Origin of the sequence: Fictibacillus sp. UD (assembly GCF_043558025.1) — a bacterium.
GTDB lineage: Bacteria > Bacillota > Bacilli > Bacillales > Fictibacillaceae > Fictibacillus.
Genome location: NZ_JARUHH010000007.1, coordinates 100,897 through 119,601, shown reverse-complemented (window position 1 = coordinate 119,601; position 18,705 = coordinate 100,897). Strand labels below are relative to the sequence as shown.

General features: G+C 37.6%; 19 protein-coding genes and 1 other annotated feature. Of the genes, 13 read left to right on the top strand and 6 right to left on the bottom strand.

Annotated features, from left to right (window positions below; genetic code table 11):
- Both P8610_RS13435 and P8610_RS13430 read left to right on the top strand, forming a co-directional pair.
- On the top strand, window positions 1-822 hold an 822-nt coding region (locus P8610_RS13435), incomplete at its 5' end, for a beta-ketoacyl-ACP synthase II (protein ID WP_394604800.1).
- A gap of 138 nt (window positions 823-960) precedes the next feature.
- On the top strand, window positions 961-1,707 hold the full coding sequence (locus tag P8610_RS13430; protein ID WP_289495915.1) for a YjbA family protein: 747 nt from the start codon (window positions 961-963) through the stop codon (window positions 1,705-1,707).
- A gap of 271 nt (window positions 1,708-1,978) precedes the next feature.
- On the opposite strand, the gene trpS is transcribed toward P8610_RS13430, so the two are convergent.
- Window positions 1,979-2,968, bottom strand: coding sequence for a tryptophan--tRNA ligase (gene trpS, locus P8610_RS13425; RefSeq protein ID WP_394604799.1), 990 nt, complete (start codon window positions 2,966-2,968; stop codon window positions 1,979-1,981).
- Window positions 2,969-3,026: 58 nt separating this feature from the next.
- Window positions 3,027-3,275 (bottom strand) — a binding site (T-box leader).
- 27 nt (window positions 3,276-3,302) lie between these two features.
- Window positions 3,303-3,674: a DUF3899 domain-containing protein gene (locus P8610_RS13420; protein ID WP_394604798.1), complete on the bottom strand. Its 372-nt coding sequence runs from the start codon at window positions 3,672-3,674 to the stop codon at window positions 3,303-3,305.
- 430 nt (window positions 3,675-4,104) lie between these two features.
- Here P8610_RS13420 and P8610_RS13415 point away from each other — a divergent pair, with 430 nt between their 5' ends.
- From P8610_RS13415 to P8610_RS13390, 6 genes are all read left to right on the top strand, one after another.
- The gene (locus P8610_RS13415) at window positions 4,105-5,796 is read left to right on the top strand and encodes a peptide ABC transporter substrate-binding protein (protein WP_394604797.1); all 1,692 of its coding nucleotides are present in this window, start codon (window positions 4,105-4,107) and stop codon (window positions 5,794-5,796) included.
- Between the two features lie 233 nt (window positions 5,797-6,029).
- Window positions 6,030-6,959, top strand: coding sequence for an oligopeptide ABC transporter permease (gene opp3b / locus P8610_RS13410; RefSeq protein ID WP_289495912.1), 930 nt, complete (start codon window positions 6,030-6,032; stop codon window positions 6,957-6,959).
- On the top strand, window positions 6,953-7,981 hold the full coding sequence (gene opp3C, locus P8610_RS13405) for an oligopeptide ABC transporter permease (protein WP_394604804.1): 1,029 nt from the start codon (window positions 6,953-6,955) through the stop codon (window positions 7,979-7,981). Before opp3b ends, opp3C begins: the two co-directional genes overlap by 7 nt.
- A 15-nt stretch (window positions 7,982-7,996) precedes the next feature.
- The gene (locus P8610_RS13400; RefSeq protein WP_289495910.1) at window positions 7,997-9,016 is read left to right on the top strand and encodes an ABC transporter ATP-binding protein; all 1,020 of its coding nucleotides are present in this window, start codon (window positions 7,997-7,999) and stop codon (window positions 9,014-9,016) included.
- Window positions 9,016-10,014 carry an ABC transporter ATP-binding protein gene (locus P8610_RS13395; protein ID WP_289495909.1) on the top strand — a complete coding sequence of 333 codons (999 nt, stop codon included), beginning with the start codon at window positions 9,016-9,018 and terminating at the stop codon, window positions 10,012-10,014. The genes P8610_RS13400 and P8610_RS13395 overlap by 1 nt, the downstream gene beginning before the upstream one ends.
- A gap of 143 nt (window positions 10,015-10,157) precedes the next feature.
- Entirely contained in the window at window positions 10,158-11,009 is an 852-nt protein-coding gene (locus P8610_RS13390) for a DegV family protein (RefSeq protein WP_394604796.1), read from the top strand.
- 33 nt (window positions 11,010-11,042) lie between these two features.
- On the opposite strand, the gene P8610_RS13385 is transcribed toward P8610_RS13390, so the two are convergent.
- From P8610_RS13385 to P8610_RS13375, 3 genes are all read right to left on the bottom strand, one after another.
- Entirely contained in the window at window positions 11,043-11,582 is a 540-nt protein-coding gene (locus P8610_RS13385) for an HD domain-containing protein (protein ID WP_394604795.1), read from the bottom strand.
- A gap of 125 nt (window positions 11,583-11,707) precedes the next feature.
- Window positions 11,708-13,468 (bottom strand): UbiD family decarboxylase, encoded by a 1,761-nt coding sequence (locus P8610_RS13380; RefSeq protein ID WP_394604794.1) that lies wholly within the window; start codon window positions 13,466-13,468, stop codon window positions 11,708-11,710.
- Window positions 13,469-13,563: 95 nt separating this feature from the next.
- On the bottom strand, window positions 13,564-13,743 hold the full coding sequence (locus P8610_RS13375; protein WP_289495905.1) for a hypothetical protein: 180 nt from the start codon (window positions 13,741-13,743) through the stop codon (window positions 13,564-13,566).
- A 129-nt stretch (window positions 13,744-13,872) separates the two neighbouring features.
- Between P8610_RS13375 and P8610_RS13370 the strand changes: the two genes are divergently transcribed.
- The 3 genes from P8610_RS13370 to spxA all read left to right on the top strand — a co-directional run bounded on the left by P8610_RS13370 (window position 13,873) and on the right by spxA (window position 15,328).
- Window positions 13,873-14,487: a GNAT family N-acetyltransferase gene (locus tag P8610_RS13370; protein ID WP_394604793.1), complete on the top strand. Its 615-nt coding sequence runs from the start codon at window positions 13,873-13,875 to the stop codon at window positions 14,485-14,487.
- 36 nt (window positions 14,488-14,523) lie between these two features.
- A complete protein-coding gene (locus tag P8610_RS13365) occupies window positions 14,524-14,658 on the top strand; it encodes a hypothetical protein (protein WP_394604792.1) in 135 nt (44 codons plus the stop codon).
- Window positions 14,659-14,929: 271 nt separating this feature from the next.
- Window positions 14,930-15,328: a transcriptional regulator SpxA gene (spxA, locus tag P8610_RS13360; RefSeq protein WP_066245987.1), complete on the top strand. Its 399-nt coding sequence runs from the start codon at window positions 14,930-14,932 to the stop codon at window positions 15,326-15,328.
- A gap of 302 nt (window positions 15,329-15,630) precedes the next feature.
- On the opposite strand, the gene P8610_RS13355 is transcribed toward spxA, so the two are convergent.
- Entirely contained in the window at window positions 15,631-16,299 is a 669-nt protein-coding gene (locus P8610_RS13355) for a TerC family protein (RefSeq protein ID WP_289495901.1), read from the bottom strand.
- 321 nt (window positions 16,300-16,620) lie between these two features.
- Here P8610_RS13355 and mecA point away from each other — a divergent pair, with 321 nt between their 5' ends.
- Together mecA and P8610_RS13345 are read left to right on the top strand one after the other, a co-directional pair.
- Window positions 16,621-17,289: an adaptor protein MecA gene (gene mecA / locus P8610_RS13350; protein ID WP_394604791.1), complete on the top strand. Its 669-nt coding sequence runs from the start codon at window positions 16,621-16,623 to the stop codon at window positions 17,287-17,289.
- Between the two features lie 163 nt (window positions 17,290-17,452).
- Window positions 17,453-18,619, top strand: coding sequence for a competence protein CoiA (locus P8610_RS13345; RefSeq protein WP_394604790.1), 1,167 nt, complete (start codon window positions 17,453-17,455; stop codon window positions 18,617-18,619).
- The last annotated feature ends 86 nt before the right edge of the window (window positions 18,620-18,705 follow it).

Below are 18,705 nucleotides of genomic sequence, written 5' to 3'. Positions count from 1 at the left end.
GACATGGCTTCAGGCCAAGTTTCAATTACAATTGGTGCAAAAGGAATGAACTCTTGTACGGTAACAGCTTGTGCTTCTGGAGCAAACTCGATTGGTGATGCATTCAAAGTTATTCAGCGTGGTGATGCTGATGTTATGGTGACTGGTGGAACAGAAGCGCCTATAACAGATATGGCTTTAGCTGGTTTCTGCCAAGCTGGTGCATTATCTACTAATCCAGATCCTAATACAGCAAGCCGTCCTTTTGATAAAAACAGAAGCGGTTTTATAATTGGGGAAGGTGCTGGAATTCTTGTTCTTGAAGAATATGAATTTGCTAAAAAACGCGGAGCTAAAATCTACGCGGAAATCGTAGGTTATGGTGCAACAGGTGATGCTCACCATATTACACAGCCGGCTCCTGGTGGAGAAGGCGGTGCTCGTGCGATGAGACAGGCAGTTGAAGACAGCGGCCTGACACCTGAAGACATTTCTTATATTAACGCACACGGTACAAGCACTGATTTTAACGATAAATTCGAAACAGCAGCAATTAAAGCTGTGTTTAATGAGCATGCTTACAATATTCCTGTTAGTTCGACAAAGTCAATGACAGGACATTTATTAGGTGCAGCTGGTGGAATTGAAGCGATTTTCTCTGTTAAAGCCATTCAAGAGAATATTCTGCCGCCAACGATTAACTATGAAACACCTGATGAAGAGTGTGATCTCGACTATGTTCCTAATACAGCTAGAACTGCCGACGTGAAAGCCGTACTGAGCAACTCGCTTGGATTTGGCGGGCACAATGCGTCACTTGTATTTAAGAAAATAGAAGAATAATTTAATGAAAAACCCCGCTTTCTTTTGAAAGCGGGGTTTTTGCATACTTCGAGTAAATTACCTTATTTTAGAATAAAAAGGACAACCTCTGACTATACTGATTTTAAATACAAATCGGTAAAAAAGTGAGGGGTACAGATGTTATACTTACGTGATGTTTGGGTCAACTGGTTTGAAGGAGAAGAGAATGGCTATAACGTTTGTGAGTTCCATGAATGGCGAAAAGACGACTACATCGAGTTGTTGGACCAAGTACCCATTATTAAAATAGAATCCACACTCTTTCACTACATTGAGAATGACTTAAATGACCTTCCAGATGCACTGCTTGAAGAAGTACATCAGAAAGCTTATGTCAGAAAGAACAACCAGCGCGTCCAGCTAGAACACTGCTTTATTATTACGGATGAAAAGAAATCTCTCATCGTTGATACAATGGGTTATAGAATACCAATCCGTAAGAGCAGACTCATCCCGCGACAAGAACAACTCGTATTCGAAATGGCAGAACAGACAGAAACTACAGTTTATACGTTTAGTGAAAAACAGATGAGCAAGGAATATCACATTCTATCTCCAAATCCAGACAGTATGAGAGGGCTAACTCGTAAAGAAAGACAGTTAAAGCAGCTTCTCTTTATGACGCTAGATCAACTGCATTCGACAAAGAACGTAGCTGAGATGAGATATTGGTGCACAGAGTGGATGCCAGAGCAATACGGAAGAATTCAGAGAATGGATTTTGATGAAGCATGGGACGCACTGTATTGTGAACTAAAAAGCGGTTGGTCCAAGAAGCATATGGATATGTGTGAACGGTTAGTAAAAGGACAACCTTATTTCGAAAAGATATGGGAACTTGAAAACGGAACTCAAGTGAATTAGATCTCATTAAAAAAGCTGGCTCCTCGTGTTGGGAGCTAGCTTTTTATGGTCTTTTGGTGAATCTTTATTGCTGTCGAATACGTCATTCTATTGTACAGTAAGATTTGTGCTCGCTGAACGAGCGCCATCCGAGAAATACGAGCGCCATCCGAGAAATACGAGCGCCATCCGAGATAAACAATATAATAAAAAACCAGTGGAAAATGTCTGTTCCACTGGTTTTTTGAAATTTAAGAAGTGATTGCTGCTAAAAACAGCTAAGAATTAGCTATTAAATTCTTTTACGAGCTAATCCCATCGCGCGTTCCGCTTTATTTAACGTTTTATTCGCTACAAAATTTGCCTTTTCAGCACCTTTGTCAAGAATGTCATCTAACTCAGAAGACTCAACATATTCTTTATAGCGATCTTGAATCGGTTTAAGTGTATTGATAATTGCCTCTGCTACACCTTGTTTAAAGTCTCCATAACCTTTTCCTTCGTATTTCTCAACAAGAGATGAGATGCTTTCTCCTGTCAGTTGAGAGTAGATTGTCAGTAAGTTAGAGATTCCTGGTTTTTTCTCTTTATCATAAGCCACTACACCATCTGAATCAGTTGTAGCACGCTTAATTTTCTTCAAAATGACAGACTCATCATCGAGCATTGAGATAAATGAATTTTGGTTCGGATCTGATTTACTCATCTTTTTCTCTGGATCTACAAGGGACATGATTCTAGCCCCTTCAGAAGCGATTCTTGGCTCTGGAATTACAAAAATTTCGCGATACTTTTTATTAAAGCGTTCTGCAATATCACGGGTAAGTTCAAGATGCTGCTTTTGATCATCTCCAACAGGCACGATTCCTGTGTTATACAGAAGAATATCTGCTGCCATCAGTGGGGGATAAGTTAACAAACCTGCTGAAACAGCTTCTTTACCTGTAGATTTATCCTTAAATTGTGTCATACGCTCTAATTCTCCGATGTACGTTACACACTGAAGCATCCATCCCATTTTCGTGTGCGCTGGAACATCTGATTGGATGAAGATTGTAGACTTATCAGGATTAATTCCAGCTGCTAAGTAAAGTGCAGCTAAGTTTCTGCTGTTCTTTTTTAATGCAGCAGGGTCTTGTGCTACTGTAATTGCGTGCTGATTTACTACGCAGAAGTAGCATTCGTGTTCATGTTGAAGCTCAACAAAGTGTCGCATAGCCCCAATGTAGTTGCCAATCGTTAAATTTCCACTCGGCTGTATGCCTGAGAATATTACAGACATGATTCATCTCTCCTTTATTTTTCAAATCAATATAAAAAGGCCCACTCGTCGCCTTATAGCAAGGGACGAATGGACCGCGGTGCCACCCTTATAATTCTCAAAACAATGAAAATCACTCTAAACGTACAGGAATAACCGATACGCTGTCCATTTATATCGTGCGGACATCTACACGTCTGAGCCTACTTATAAAGGTTCGGTCAGAATACTCAAAAGCCCATTCCATCATGATCCACTGCCTGTTTGCACCAACCACAGACTCTCTGAAAGTTTCACACCATGTACTCTTCTTTATCATCGCATGTGTCATTTATTTTTAAGTAGTATACACAAATTATAAGAGATATGCAACGGCAATTGAAATAAAAGTCAACATAAGACCACTGTATAAGAAGGCCTGCATATATGATACATTTACACGTTCTGACAATTGAAAATTAGTTTTAAATGAAATCTGTTCATCAATTTCCGGGGCTCTAGAAAGAACTTTAGAAACTCTTTTAAAGCTATATGTAAAGAAATCAAAAAAACCACCTTTCACTACATATAATGCTATTCCAATAAGTGCGATCGTAAGCGAAAAATAAAAAAGCGTATTTATGTATTTTTCAAGGGTAAAAGGTCCGGGGGAGATTAATGCAACCCCAATTGCTATAAAGACAGGGAATGCTGATATCATCAGAATCCTTTTAAAAAGTAAGTTCATCACGTATGCCTCCATCTAGTAAAAATTACACCATAAACATCTAAAAATGTACCATATTTTTTGCAATATACCGTCAGACTTTACTCCCATTGTAACAAATGAAATATAAAATTGACGAATTATCTTCCCATATAAAGCAAGTCATAGTCTCATAAAAAATCGAGAATGTAATATTCATGCTAGTTTACACATAATTTTGGTAAAATTTGTAGAATAATCAGAAAAAACACACATGTTACAAGTAGGTCTTTATACCTATTTTTTGTTAAGGAAAAGTAAATATAATGGGCTTTTTGTAAAACTCTTAAAAAAAATAAATGCACAATTGTTTGAAAACTTGTATAATCGAACTTGTAGATGAAAATGTCTGATAATTCTTGATGCTTTTATCTGCTAACAAATTAACAGGATAAAAAGGGGAGGTCGACTCATGAAGAAGTCAAAATGGTCATTGCTTCTTACGCTAGTTCTTGTCTTGAGTATGTTCCTAGCTGCTTGTAGTGGCGGAGACAAAGATGACAAGAAAGCTGGGGAAGGTGATGGCAAAGATCCAGCAAAAACAGAAAAACCAAGTGAGCCTCAAGTACTTAACTTGCTTGATGGGGAAGAGATTCCATCAATGGATTCTTCACAAGCTACAGATGCAGTATCTTTTGAAGTACTTAACAACGTAATGGAAGGTTTATACCGTCTTGATGAAAAGAACCAGCCAACTGAAGGTGTTGCTGAAAGCCACACAGTTAGTGAAGATGGTACGGTATACACATTTAAATTAAATCCAAACGCTAAATGGAGTGACGGATCTAAAGTAACTGCTAACGACTTCGTTTACTCTTGGAGAAAAGCTTTACACCCAGATACTCTTTCTGAGTATGCTTACATCATGGCACCAGTAAAGAACGCAAATGCGATCCAAACTGAAGGTGACCCTCTTCACAATAAAGTTGAAGAATTAGGTGTTAAAGCAGTTGACGAGTCAACTCTTGAAGTAACTCTTGAAGCTCCAGCTCCTTATTTCCTAGGACTAACTGGATTCGCAACTTTCTACCCGCAAAAAGAAGAATTTGTTAAGTCTCAAGGCGACAAGTACGCTTTAGAAGCTAACACAGTATTATATAATGGTCCTTTCGTACTTTCTGAATGGAAACACAACGAAGGATGGCAGTTTAAGAAAAACGATCAATATTGGGATAAAGAAAACGTAAAACTTGACGAAATTAACGTGAAAATTGTTAAAGACGTTGCAACTGGAGTTAACCTTTATGAAACAGGTCAAGTTGATTCTGTAGGCCTAAGTGCAGAATTTGTTGATCAGTTCAAAGGACACGAAGATCTAATCACTCGTGGTGATGCAGCAGTATTCTTCCTTCGTATTAACCAAGCGAAGAAAGAAGAGCTTAAAAACGTAAACATCCGTAAAGCAATCGACATGGCTTACGACAAGAAATCAATGTCAGATGTAATCCTTAACAACGGATCTACAGCTGCATACTACTTAGTACCAAGTGATTTAACGTTCCACCCTGAATCAAACGAAGATTTCCGTAAGCAAAATGGAACTTTCGGTGAATTCAACCCTGAAGAAGCTAAAAAGCTTTGGGAAACTGGTTTGAAAGAAATCGGAAAAGACAAAGTTACATTAGAACTTCTTAACTACGATTCTGAGTCTTCTAAGAAGGTCGGCGAGTATATCAAGAACCAATTAGAAAAGAACCTTCCTGGTTTAACTGTAACAATTAAAGCACAGCCTTTCGCTCAAAAGCTTGATCTTGAGTCTAAGGGTGACTATGACTTCTCATTCGCTGGATGGGGTCCTGACTATCAAGATGCTATGACATTCCTTGATATGTTCGTTACTGACGGTGCTCATAACCAAATGGGTTACTCAAATCCTAAGTACGATGAGCTGATTGCAGCTGCTAAGAAAGAAACTGATGTTAACAAGCGTTGGGATACTATGCTTGAAGCAGAAAAAGTACTTTTCGAAGATCAAGCGATCTCTCCAATGTACCAACGTGGAGTTGTTGGACTACGTAAGCCTTACGTTAAAGGTCTAGTAAACCACTTATTCGGTGCTGACACTTCTTACAAGTGGATGTATATTGAAGGTAAGCAACAATAATTCTATTGAAAAATAGTAAATAGTTTCTCTCAGGAGAGTACATGTATTCCTGACATGTACTCTCTTTTTGCCTTGAAAACAAAAAATGGAATATATATCTAAATTCAAAAATAATCAGAAAATGTCGAAAAAAAAATATTTTCTATTGATATAAAATATTGTGTCCCTTAAGATAGATATTACAGAAAGATTTCAAAACATTAAGTTTGATACATTTTGGGGAGGTGTTTGTAATGTTGCGTTATATTTCACAGCGTGTTTTTTATATGTTATTAACATTGCTGATCATAGCAACTATTACATTCTTTTTAATGAAGCTTTTACCAGGTTCTCCGTTTCAAAATCAAGAAAAATTAACGGAAGCTCAAAAGTATGCACTAAACGAAAAATACGGGTTGAATGACCCGGTGCCTGTTCAATACATTAATTATCTGGGTAAATTGGCACAGGGTGATTTAGGAATTACATTCCAGTATGATGGCCGTACTGTAAACAGTATGATTGTAAATGGGATGGGACCTTCGGCAACAATAGGTATTGAAGCACTAATTTTTGGGACGCTTGTTGGTTTGATACTCGGCATTGCAGCAGCACTCAAACATAATACATTTATAGATTATGGGGCAATGATCCTAGCTGTAATTGGTATCGCGATACCTTCATTCGTTTTTGCAGGACTTTTGCAATACTTCGTTGGTGTTAAGCTTCAATGGCTTCCTGTAGCCTTTTGGAACGGTCCGGAATATCACGTTTTGCCAGCTTTCTCACTATCCGTATTCGTTATTGCTACAATTGCCCGATTTATGAGAACAGAAATGCTAGAGATTTTAGGAACAGATTATATATTAATGGCAAGAGCAAAAGGGGTAAACAAGACCTCAGTTATTATTAAACACTGCGTAAGAAACAGCTTAATACCGATTATTACAATACTAGGTCCATTGTCTATCGGACTAATTACAGGTTCTCTAGTAATTGAAAACATATTTGCTATCCCTGGCATTGGGGAACAATTCGTTAAGTCGATCATGGTTAACGACTACCCGACGATTATGGGAACAACTTTATTCTTTAGTTTCCTGATTGTAATCATTATTTTAGTGGTGGACATCCTTTATGGTGTAATTGATCCTAGAATCCGTGTAGCAGGAGGTAAATCATAATGAGTATGACAGAAAAAAAATTAACAGCTGATTTATTCCGCCCTGCACAAATTGAAACCGGGCAAAGCGAACAGATTGGAAAACCTTCTTTAAGCTTTTGGCAAGATGCAATGAGACGATTAAGAAAGAATACAGCAGCAATGATAGGTTTGTTTGCTATTGTGTTTATCATTCTCTTTTCATTAATTGCCCCAACACTAAGTCAATATGGTTTTGACGATCAGGAATTAATGCGTGCGAGCTTGCCGCCGAAAATTCCGGGTCTTGAAAAAGTTGGATTCTTAGGTGTTGACGGTGTAGATATTCGTGGTGTTGACCAATATGAAATGAAAAGTATTCCAAAGGATCAGTACTATTGGTTTGGAACAGATGGACTTGGACGTGACCAGTGGACACGTGTTTGGAAAGGTACGCAGGTATCATTGTATATTGCTTTCTTAGCTGCAACAATCGACTTGATCGTCGGTGTAGCGTATGGCGGTATCTCAGCATTTTATGGCGGAAGAACGGACGATATTATGCAGCGTATCGTAGAGGTTTTGGTTGGTATTCCGAATCTCGTTGTAATCATCTTGTTTATCATTATATTGGATCCTGGTATTCTATCGATTACTTTGGCTCTTGTTGTTACAGGATGGATAGGTATGTCACGTATTGTACGTGCTCAGATTCTTAAGTTAAAGCACCAGGAGTTTGTATTAGCTTCAAAGACATTAGGTTCAACAAATGGCAGATTGATCTCAAAACATCTATTGCCAAATACTCTTGGAGCAATCATTATTACCAGCACATTTACAATTCCAGGCGCTATTTTTTCTGAAGCATTTTTAAGCTTTATTGGTTTGGGGATTCAGCCTCCAACAGCATCATTAGGAGCATTAATCAACGATGGATTTAGATCACTAAGAATTTATCCTCACTTGGCAATCTATCCTGCAGCAGTTATGTGTATCTTGATGATCAGCTTTAACCTTGTTGGGGATGGATTACGTGATGCACTTGATCCGAAAATGAGAAAATAGGGAGGAGATTTCAATATGGAAAAATTACTACAATTAGAAAACCTACATGTCTCCTTCCAAACGTATGGGGGAGAAGTTAAAGCCGTTCGCGGTGTTAGCTTTACATTAGAAAAAGGAGAATCACTTGCAATTGTAGGTGAATCCGGTTCGGGTAAATCCGTTACATCTAAAGCCATTATGAGACTATTACCAAATAAAATCGGTTCCATTAAAGAAGGCAGCATCCTTTTTAATGGAAAAGATCTTGCGAAAGCAACTGAACGTGAAATGGAAAAAATTCGCGGCGCTGAAATTTCTATGATCTTCCAGGATCCGATGACATCATTGAATCCAACAATGACAATCGGGAAGCAGATCATGGAAGGTCTGCGCAAGCACCAGAACATGAACAAGAGTGAAGCAAAAGAGCGTTCTATTAACCTGTTAAAGCTAGTAGGAATTCCAAATCCTGAACTTCGTGTCGATGAATATCCTCACCAATTCTCAGGCGGAATGCGTCAGCGTGTTGTTATTGCTATTGCATTAGCATGTAATCCAAAAGTATTAATCGCAGATGAGCCTACAACAGCTTTGGATGTAACAATTCAGGCGCAGATTCTTGATCTGATGCGTGATCTTCAAGATAAAACGGGTACTGCTATCATTTTGATCACACATGATTTAGGGGTAGTTGCAAACCTGGCGCAGCGCGTAGCTGTAATGTACGGTGGTATGATCGTTGAAACGGGAACATCGGATGAAATCTTTTATAATCCAAAGCATCCTTATACATGGGGACTTCTTGCATCCATGCCTAAGTTGAATGCTGAATCAAAAGAGTTATTAGCAATACCAGGAACACCGCCTGACTTAATGAATCCTCCGAAAGGATGTCCATTTGCAGCGCGTTGTCCATATGCGATGGAAGTATGTGTGGAGCATATGCCTGATGTAACAAGCGTTTCTTCATCACATAAGGCTGCTTGCTGGCTGTTAGATGAGCGAGCACCTAAAGTTGAACCGCCTGAAGCGGCAGTAGTTGGGGGTGCTCGATAATGGCAGTCGTAGAAAGAGAAAAGTTACTTGAAGTTAAAAATCTTAAGAAGTATTTCCCAGCTGGAAAAAAGGGTGTACTGCAAGCTGTAGACGATGTTTCTTTTGATATTTATAAAGGTGAAACACTTGGACTTGTAGGAGAGTCTGGTTGTGGTAAATCTACAACTGGACGTACGATTATCAGACTTTATGATGCAACAGATGGAGAAGTATTCTATGAAGGTGAAGACGTTCATGGAAGAAAATCTCGTTCTGAACTAAAAAAATTCAACCGCAAGATGCAGATGATATTCCAAGATCCTTACGCATCATTAAATCCGCGTATGACGGTTAAAGATATTATTGCGGAAGGCATTGATATTCATGGCTTGGCGAAAACAAAGAAAGATCGTGATAACCGAGTTTATGAACTACTTGAAACAGTAGGTTTAAACAGAGAACATGCTAACCGTTATCCCCATGAGTTCTCAGGTGGACAACGTCAGCGTATTGGAATTGCACGTGCGTTAGCAGTAGATCCTGATTTCATTATTGCGGATGAGCCAATCTCAGCACTGGATGTATCCATTCAAGCACAGGTTGTAAACTTGATGATGGAGCTTCAAAAAGACCGCGGACTTACTTATTTATTTATTGCCCATGATCTTTCTATGGTAAAACATATTTCTGATCGTGTTGGTGTTATGTATTTAGGGAATATCGTTGAGCTTACAGGAAGTGATGAGCTATACGAAGAGCCGCTTCATCCATATACTCAAGCTCTTTTATCAGCGATTCCAGTTCCAGATCCTGAATTAGAAAGAAGCCGTGAGCGTATTATCCTTGAAGGTGATGTTCCGAGTCCGATTAATCCTCCTAGCGGTTGCAGATTCCGAACTCGTTGCCCTCATGCAATGGATGTATGTGCTGCTGTAAAGCCAAAATGGCAAGAAGCAAGAGAAGGACATTGGGTGGCTTGTCATCTTTATGATGAAGAGGCTGTTAAACAAAATAATTAACACATTTAAAACGGTCTCCTTCCTTACAGGAGGCTGTTTTTTATGTTAAACTAAAACAAGTGTGTAAAGCGTATACAAAGTCCTATGAAATTCTTTGCACATCCCTAATAATTGAACGAGAAGCAGAAATGGGGTAGAACAATATGAACCTTAGTTTTATAGTTGACAGCGCAAGTGACCTTAAAATAAATCGTGAGAAACTGGAATATCCATTAACAGTTGTTCCTTTAAATGTTCAGTTTGGTGAAGACCATTATTTAGATGGTGTTAACATATCTGAAGATGAATTTTATAGACGGATGTCTATTGAACCGGAATTACCTAAGACAAGCCAGCCATCTCCACAATCCTTTTATGAAGCATTCCAAAAAGAGGTAGATAAGGGGAATGATGTACTTTATATTGGAATCTCATCGAATTTAAGCGGGACAGTTCAAAGTGCTACTATCGGCAAAAGCATGCTTAAAGATGATGAACAAGAAAAAGTCACAATCCTTGATTCAGGTATTGCTTCTGGAGGGGTTCAGATTTTATTAAATGAAGCAATTGAAATGTATCAAGCAGGAAAATCTTTAAGTGAAATAATGAATCAGCTTAATCAAACAAAATCAGGGATTAAAGCATACGTTCTTCTTGAAACATTAGAAAACCTTAAAAAAGGCGGAAGAATCTCTGCTGTTCAAGGTGCAATTGCTGGTATGCTGAATATAAAGCCAATGATTTCTATCGTCGATGGAGTTGTTGAAACAATCGGTAAGTTCAGAGGCAGTAAAAAAGGACTTTCTAAAATGAAAGAAATTATTTCGGAATGGAAAGAAGCAAATCCAGATAAAGCTCTTTACTTAATTCACAGTTTTTCATCTACTGATGAAGTGAAAAAAGAATTTGAAGAATTGTTTTCTTTATCAAGTTTTCCAAAGGTAATCTACACTCGTTTTGGAAGTACAATTGGTACGTATTCGAGCGAAAAGGCTATAGGTTTTGTAGCTTATTAATATGTAAGAATGTTAAAAACACTCTTTTCCTTCTTAGGAAACAGAGTGTTTTACTTTTTCTTCTTCATGATATTCATCTACCATTTCATCTAATTTTTTGATCATGGTTATAGCTTTCGTATCACTAATTGTTCGATAGTGGTGGCTTCCGCCTGGTTCTTCATCTGCTTCATCGGCCAAAGCAACAACTTGTTGCAAAGGATTTAAGTTTAATGATCCTGCTGGCAGATAGGAATCGGTGTGAAGTAAGATCGCGAGTGCAATTTCTTTAGCATTTTTCCGGTCTTCACCTAAAGACACTAATATTCGATGTGCTCGTTCTGCTCCTTTAATCGCGTGAATGTCATTTTCTTTATACATGTCATAATCCCAGTGTCCGTTCTTATACCATGTGTAATGACCGATATCATGAAGAAAAGCAGCTTTGGTTGCTAAATCTGGGTCAACACCAGTTTTTAGCGCTAAACGGTAGGCATGGTAAGCCGTAGAAATAGCATGAACCATCCCAGAACGCTTTACATATTTCTGTACATGAGGGTGTTTATATAAATCAAGTAAAGTAATATTTCGCATAAAATTTCTCCTTTCTGTAAAAATGTATATTGTTATATACAATAACACCGATCGGACAAATTATCAACTTTAATCTACAAAAAAAGAAGCGATTAAACGCTTCTTTTTTGTAGTTTTATTTTGGATTATTTTTTAAAGTACTCATCCCATCGATCCGTAACTAATTTATCGATATCTTCTCTCGTTTCCACCACATCTGGATAGAAAGGTTTCATCCTCGCATCGATAATTATAGTACCTTCATATTTTATTCGATTGCGATCGATCGTACTTTTCGCATATACATCGTACGCTGGGTCAAACCGGGTAAAGGTTGTCCATAAAAATTCAGCTTGTGTAGCTGCAATGGATGCATCATCTACAAGAAAGACTAAAGGCCATTCCTTAAAGGAATCATGGCTGTTTGCGAGTAAATGTTCTGCAAAATCAGGTGCTTCGTCAAATGATGGACCGCTAACCGTTAAGCAGCCTCCACAAAATACGCCTACATTATCAATGCCGGAAATTGTTCCACCTTCATATGTTCGTTTTAGCTCACGAACTGGTTCTCCGAGTCCAGTCATGATCGCTTTAGAACCAGTATTAAATTTCCGTCCTGTATAATCAAGCGTATCCATAGAGGTATCATGAATGATCAGCAAGTCACGTTCAGGGAGGAACCTCTCTAGGACACCTTCAGCTAGTTCTGCAAAGTTTTGGAGATTTACAGGCTTATTCGTTACCATTAAGAATTTCGTTAACGTAAGCTGACCTTCACCCATAATACGGAAAGCATGTGCTAAGCCTTCTTTATAATACGATTCGCGTACTACAGCTCCAGCAAGTGCGTGAAATCCAGTTTCAGCATAAGTCCATAAATCACGGACACCGTTCATTACCACAGGGAACAACGGGCTCATTAACCGCTGCAAATATTCCCCTATAAAATAGTCTTCTTGTTTTGGTTTCCCTACTACCGTAGCAGGATAGATCGCATCTTTTCGTTTCCACATTTTATCTACGTTAAATACAGGGAAATCATGTGCCCAGGAGTAATAGCCATAGTGATCGCCAAATGGTCCCTCAGGCTCTCTTACATGTGGAGGCACAACTCCACCAAACGCAAATTCTGCTTCAGCGATTAATGGATGCGGATGCCCATCAACATGCGCAAGACTTAACTTTTCACCCATTAACATGGATGAAAACATGAGTTCAGGTACAGCCTCTGGCAATGGTGCGATCGCTGAAATCATTAAAGAAGGAGGACCTCCTAAGAATAGTGTTACAGGAAGCGCTTCGTTCTTCTGTTCGGCTGCATAATGGTGGAAACCTCCACCCTTATGAATTTGCCAATGGATACCCGTTTTGTTTTCTTCCTTAATTTCAATTCTGTACATTCCTAGATTGTGCTCATGCTTATCAGGATGTTCTGTATACACAAGTGGAAGAGTAACAAATGGATTGCTATCTAAATGCCAGCCTGTTAATGCAGGCAGGTCTTTCATATTTACATTTGTAGTGAACGTTTCTAATAATGGAGCTTTATTTTTTCCTACTGTTTTTGTACCAAGAGATAACACATCCTTAATCATCCCTTTTTTCTTCCATAATACTGAAGGGGAAGGAGGCATTAATTCATCGATCGACCCAACTAACTCTTTGACTAATTGCTCCGGCTTTGGACCAAAGGCCATATCTACACGATTAATCGTACCAAATAGATTTGTTACTACTGGGATATTTTTTCCTTTTACGTTTGTAAAAAGAAGTGCAGGACCTTCTTCCGAGATAACGCGTCTATGGATCTCTGGAATTTCTAAATATGGGTCAACTTCTGCATGAATTTCTACGATTTCTTTTTCTGATCTTAATTGATTAATAAATGTTCTAAGGTTTCTATGCATTTGTACACCTCTATTATGTATGCTACCCTTGTATTATAAAGCAGTTCGTACTTAAAATGTAAAAAACAACCCAAAATTCACGGGTTGTTCGCATTTTATCTTCTTTTTACAGGACTCCAGTTTTCTTGAAAAGACTTCGATTTATCCACAAAGTGAGAAACTTTTTTACCGCCGAACAATTTTACCGCGATGACTTGGGAAATGGTTCCCATCAGTGCTGTAATACCAACTACACATAAAGCTATTAACGTTAAATCGGCAAAGAATGAAATCAAATGAGGACTCCTCCTTATAACAACGAGTTCACCACGTACCTCTTTCTTTATTGTATCTCATGATAACAAAGGAAGAAAGAGGGAAAACTATAATTAATCACCACAATTAAAGGAGCTGATGGGGAAACAATGAATTGGTATGAGAAGTTAAATCAATATTTTCCGGTTGAAGAAATGAAATCAAAAGAACACATGGAACTTTTACTGCAAGAAAAAAGCGACATCTACCATAAGGATGAAGGTAAACATCACGTTCTCATGTACGTAGAGCTTTCTGACTTTGTTTTTATTGATTATTTATTTGTTTCAAAGGACGCTCGTGGCCAAGGTCTAGGGCATAAACTTATTGAAAAGCTTAAAGAAAAAGGAAAGCCGATTATTTTAGAAGTTGAGCCTGTTGACTATGAAGATACTGATACTGAAAAACGCCTTCGTTTTTATACGCGAGAAGGATTTGAGCATGCTTCAAGTATTGGATATAGAAGACGTTCATTGGCTACTAATGAAATAAATGAAATGGAAATCTTATATTGGTCACCATCAGAAGAATCTGAAGAAACTATTTATGAAAACATGAAAAAGACGTATAATGAAATACACACGTACAAAGATAGCGAGTTGTACGGAAAGTCTTATCAGCCAGCAAGTGAAGTACTGACACTCGATCAAAACAATGCAGTTCCTAATCCAGAACAGATTGAGGATAAGTCTTCAGATTCATCAGAAAAACCTGCTTCCGAGTAGTATGACTATTTTCCTTTTTAAAGGAGGATGAACGGTATGAAACAAAAAGACAAAAAGAAAAAAACGAAGCGTGAACTCTTAAAAGAAATGCTTAAGAAAAATCTTAAGCAGTTAAAGCCAAACATCGCAAGAAAAGGCCCTGCATCTCAAGTTAAAAAAACGATCGCATAAAAAAAGAGTGGTTTTTTGCCGCTCTTTTATTTTTTAATGTTTTATGAAACTTAATCTTGGGTAATACGTCTATATATATGTAGATACGGTCATGTTATGTGAGACAAGTTGTATATGTATTTGATGTATTACATTTGTATGACAAATTCGTAAAAATGTACAAAAGTCTGTATAACCTCTACCGAAAATGTAAAATATGTAGTATACTATGAATGATTTAATAACTTTTTTAAAGTACCTAAATCAGAGAGAGGGGAAGGAGAGATCCACTATGGTCACACTATTTACTTCGCCGAGCTGTACATCATGCCGTAAAGCAAAAGCATGGTTAAAAGAGAATGACATTCCTTATCAAGAAAGAAATATTTTTTCAGAACCTTTATCAATAGAAGAAGTTAAGCAAATCTTGAGAATGACAGAGGACGGTACAGACGAGATCATCTCTACTCGTTCTAAGACGTTCCAGGAGCTCAACATTAATCTTGAATCCATGCCTTTGCAAGACTTATACCAATTGATTGCAGATCATCCTGGCTTATTACGCAGACCAATTATCCTTGATGAAAAACGTTTGCAAGTAGGATATAACGAAGATGAAATTCGTCGTTTTTTACCAAGACGAGTACGTACGTTCCAACTTATGGAAGCACAGCGTCTTGTAAATGAATAAAAAAGAAAACTTCCGCCTATTGCAGGTGGAAGTTTTTTTGTTACTGAAAAGTAAGCTAGGTGGTTCTTGAAAGTAGTTGATTTCCGTTTCAGATGCTTCGCTTTCCGCGGGGCGATCAGTGAGCCCCTTGCCGCTCTATGCCATTAAGGGACTCACCTGACTGCTCGTCCCGCAGGAGTCTCGTCCCTTCCACTCCAACCAACTTATCCATGAAGAAAATGTACAAAACAACTTAGAAAGCAATATCTATAGTAAATTGCCAAAAATAAAGAAGAAGTCTCGCAGTAATGCGAGACTTCTTCTTATTTAGTACGCTTTTTCTTAAACGTATTAGTCAGGACTCCTGCCATAATGACACCTACGACTAAGAACACATATAAACCGTATTTTAGCAAATCGTTACCTTCAAAAACAGAATGAATCATTCGTTCTTCTACGATCATTCCAGCTGATGTAAATGCGAGAACACCAGCTCCGATATAAATTAATATTGGGAATCGTTCCATAAAGTGCAATATTATTTTGCTTCCCCATATAATAATGGGTACAGATACTAAAAGTCCAATTACAACTAGAACAATATTTCCATGTGCAGCACCAGCAACTGCTAGCACGTTATCAAGTCCCATGGCGATATCAGCAAATACGATCGTTTTTACCGCATCAGATAAGTTTTTACCTGCTTTTACATCAAGCTCTTCATCCTCTTCTAAAATAAGCTTGTAGGCAATAATTAATAGCAAAATTCCACCTGCAAGATATAAGTAAGGAATATTTAACAAGTATACAGCTACAATGGTTAGTACTACACGAACTAAAATAGCAAGTCCTGTTCCTAAGAAGATCGCTTTATTTCTTTGAGCCTCTGGTAAGTTTCTGCTGGCAAGGGCAATTACAATAGCGTTGTCTCCGCCGAGAAGGATATCGATTGCAATGATTTGCAGCAATGATATCAGAAATTCTGTTTCCAAACGTAAACCCCCCGTATGTAATGAAATTTTATATGAATTATGGTACAATATGTTAACCTTAAAGACCTTTGAATTATAGTCTAGCTTGGTCATCTGCGTCAAGTTGGGAGCTTGAAATTCATGACTTTTTTAGGGGTAAAAAAGGGCAGATTATACAGGCCTTTTTTATTTCCATATTTTCCGTTTTGTCATAGAATAAGGTACAAGAGGTTTAATTGTGATTGATTTTTTTCGACGGAGAATAAAAGGAAATAAGATTTGCTTTTTTCTAGGGGTATTTATCCCTTCACGAACAAACCGGAGAGAAGGGAGAGAAGCAGAATGGAAATTGAAAGAGTGAATGAGTTCACCATTAAATTTTTCATTACGTACAGAGATATTGAAGATCGCGGTTTCGACCGTGAAGAAATATGGTCTGATCGCGAAAGAGGAGAAGAACTCTTTTGGGAAATGATGGACGAAGCACATCAGCAAGAGCAGTTTCCATTAGAAGGTCCTCTGTGGATTCAAGTACAGGCTCTGGATAAAGGTCTTGAAATTATTGTAACTCGTGCTCAAATGTCTAAAGACGGTAAAAAAATTGAGCTGCCAATCGGCGATGATAAATTGGATTTGCCTGTTGATCAAAATATTGAACAAATATTAGATCAGCAATTTCAAGTAGAAGAGGAATTTGATGAATTAGAAGAAACTGAGGAAGATTACCTGTCATTCTTGATTTCTTTTGGAGACTTTGAAGATGTTATCTCTTTAAGTCATACCATTGATCCGTCGTCATTTGAAAACGCTCTGTTTCACTTCGAGGGTAAATATTATTTGTATGTGACATTCAATGTGGAAACTTCAGATCGAGAGCAAGATGATTTATTAGCTCAGCTCTTAGAATACGGTAATGATTCCGATTTATCCGTATACCGCGTACAAGAGTATGGCAAAACAATTGTTTCTGATGGTGCACTAGAACACGTACAAAAATATTTTAAATTATAAGATATAGCCGATTTCAGATCCATTGAAATCGGTTTTTGTTTTTTTTATTAAGTGTTTTTACAAATATAAGCACGTTTTAAGCGTAATAATGAGCAAAGCAGAATATGACATTTATCCTTGCTTCTTTCATCATTAAAAATAAAGTGATAAAGAGGTGAGTGGATTGCTTGTTGCTCTATATAAGAATCAATTTGTTGACATGGTAGGTGATTCAACAAAAGAAGAGTGGGTCGCAAAAAATAAAGAAGGAAAACTGCTATGTCCTGTTTGCCAATGTATAGTTATTCCGAAATGCGGTACCAAAAAAACGTGGCATTTTGCACATCGGTCATATGAAGAATGTGCAGGGTTTCATGAGGCTGAGACCAACTATCATATGCTTGGGAAAAAAGGGCTTTACAAATGGCTGATTGAATCATCAGAAGAACCAATTGTTGAATTTTTTTTACGTGATATTGCTCAGCGTCCTGATTTGTTTCTTCCAAAGCATAATCATGCGATTGAGTTTCAATGCGCAACGATGAGCCAAGATCAATTACATAGACGGATTCAAGGTTATCAGTCTCTTAATATTCAGTCAGATTGGATTTTTGGATTGAAACGATTAACGTATAAAGGAAACTACCTGTATCTTATTCAAAGTACAGATCTTTCAGCTGCAAAGAAAGACAAGGATGGCCACCTTTATCTTAATTATTATTGTCCTCTTCAGAATCAATTTTTGCTCCTCAGAAACATATTACCTCTTTCGCAAAGAAAATCAGCTGCTGTTTCATACCGGTTTTCCTCAAAGACTTTCAAACATTTTCATTGGTTATCAAATCCCTTTAACGAAGATGAACACTTCCCTTATAAAGATTTATGGCTTAAGCAAAAAACAACATGGAGGATGACTGCTTTTAAAAATACTTCTCCATCTGTTATGTATATGAAAAAAGTTTTATATTTTAACAATCGGTCCTTAACATTATTTCCATCTGTTGCGGGTGTCCCATCTAGTGGTTACTATCACTTCGAAGCCTCTCCCTATTTGTGGCAAACCTATCTTTTATTAATGATTGAAAAATTATCAGTTTCACTGTTCTCGATTAACTTCATTGAACAGGAGTTTGAAAGGTTAATTCAAAAAAGAATTATACAAACAAGAGAATTCCCTTACATCAATGAATCTTGGAAGGATGCACTTAGAGGTTATCTTCACTTTTTAGAGACACATCAAATACTTGAGCAGGTTACTGAACAATCTTATAAAATAATAAGCAAAATCCATTATCCCAAAACAGTGGAAGAGGCATTTAAACTAGACAAAATTTTCAGTGAAAAGACGTAATTTTTGACTTTGTTTAAGCATTTTCTGGTAATATGTAGATATACATAAGGAGAATGTGATATCACTATTCTCTTTAATTTACTTGG

What these genes read in the sequence shown, in the direction of transcription:
- P8610_RS13430 (WP_289495915.1), top strand. Translation starts at nt 961, where the DNA reads ATGTTATACTTACGTGATGTTTGGGTCAACTGGTTTGAAGGAGAAGAG.
- trpS (WP_394604799.1), bottom strand. Translation starts at nt 2,968, where the DNA reads ATGTCTGTAATATTCTCAGGCATACAGCCGAGTGGAAATTTAACGATT.
- P8610_RS13420 (WP_394604798.1), bottom strand. Translation starts at nt 3,674, where the DNA reads ATGAACTTACTTTTTAAAAGGATTCTGATGATATCAGCATTCCCTGTC.
- P8610_RS13415 (WP_394604797.1), top strand. Translation starts at nt 4,105, where the DNA reads ATGAAGAAGTCAAAATGGTCATTGCTTCTTACGCTAGTTCTTGTCTTG.
- opp3b (WP_289495912.1), top strand. Translation starts at nt 6,030, where the DNA reads ATGTTGCGTTATATTTCACAGCGTGTTTTTTATATGTTATTAACATTG.
- P8610_RS13400 (WP_289495910.1), top strand. Translation starts at nt 7,997, where the DNA reads ATGGAAAAATTACTACAATTAGAAAACCTACATGTCTCCTTCCAAACG.
- P8610_RS13395 (WP_289495909.1), top strand. Translation starts at nt 9,016, where the DNA reads ATGGCAGTCGTAGAAAGAGAAAAGTTACTTGAAGTTAAAAATCTTAAG.
- P8610_RS13390 (WP_394604796.1), top strand. Translation starts at nt 10,158, where the DNA reads ATGAACCTTAGTTTTATAGTTGACAGCGCAAGTGACCTTAAAATAAAT.
- P8610_RS13385 (WP_394604795.1), bottom strand. Translation starts at nt 11,582, where the DNA reads ATGCGAAATATTACTTTACTTGATTTATATAAACACCCTCATGTACAG.
- P8610_RS13380 (WP_394604794.1), bottom strand. Translation starts at nt 13,468, where the DNA reads ATGCATAGAAACCTTAGAACATTTATTAATCAATTAAGATCAGAAAAA.
- P8610_RS13370 (WP_394604793.1), top strand. Translation starts at nt 13,873, where the DNA reads ATGAATTGGTATGAGAAGTTAAATCAATATTTTCCGGTTGAAGAAATG.
- P8610_RS13365 (WP_394604792.1), top strand. Translation starts at nt 14,524, where the DNA reads ATGAAACAAAAAGACAAAAAGAAAAAAACGAAGCGTGAACTCTTAAAA.
- spxA (WP_066245987.1), top strand. Translation starts at nt 14,930, where the DNA reads ATGGTCACACTATTTACTTCGCCGAGCTGTACATCATGCCGTAAAGCA.
- mecA (WP_394604791.1), top strand. Translation starts at nt 16,621, where the DNA reads ATGGAAATTGAAAGAGTGAATGAGTTCACCATTAAATTTTTCATTACG.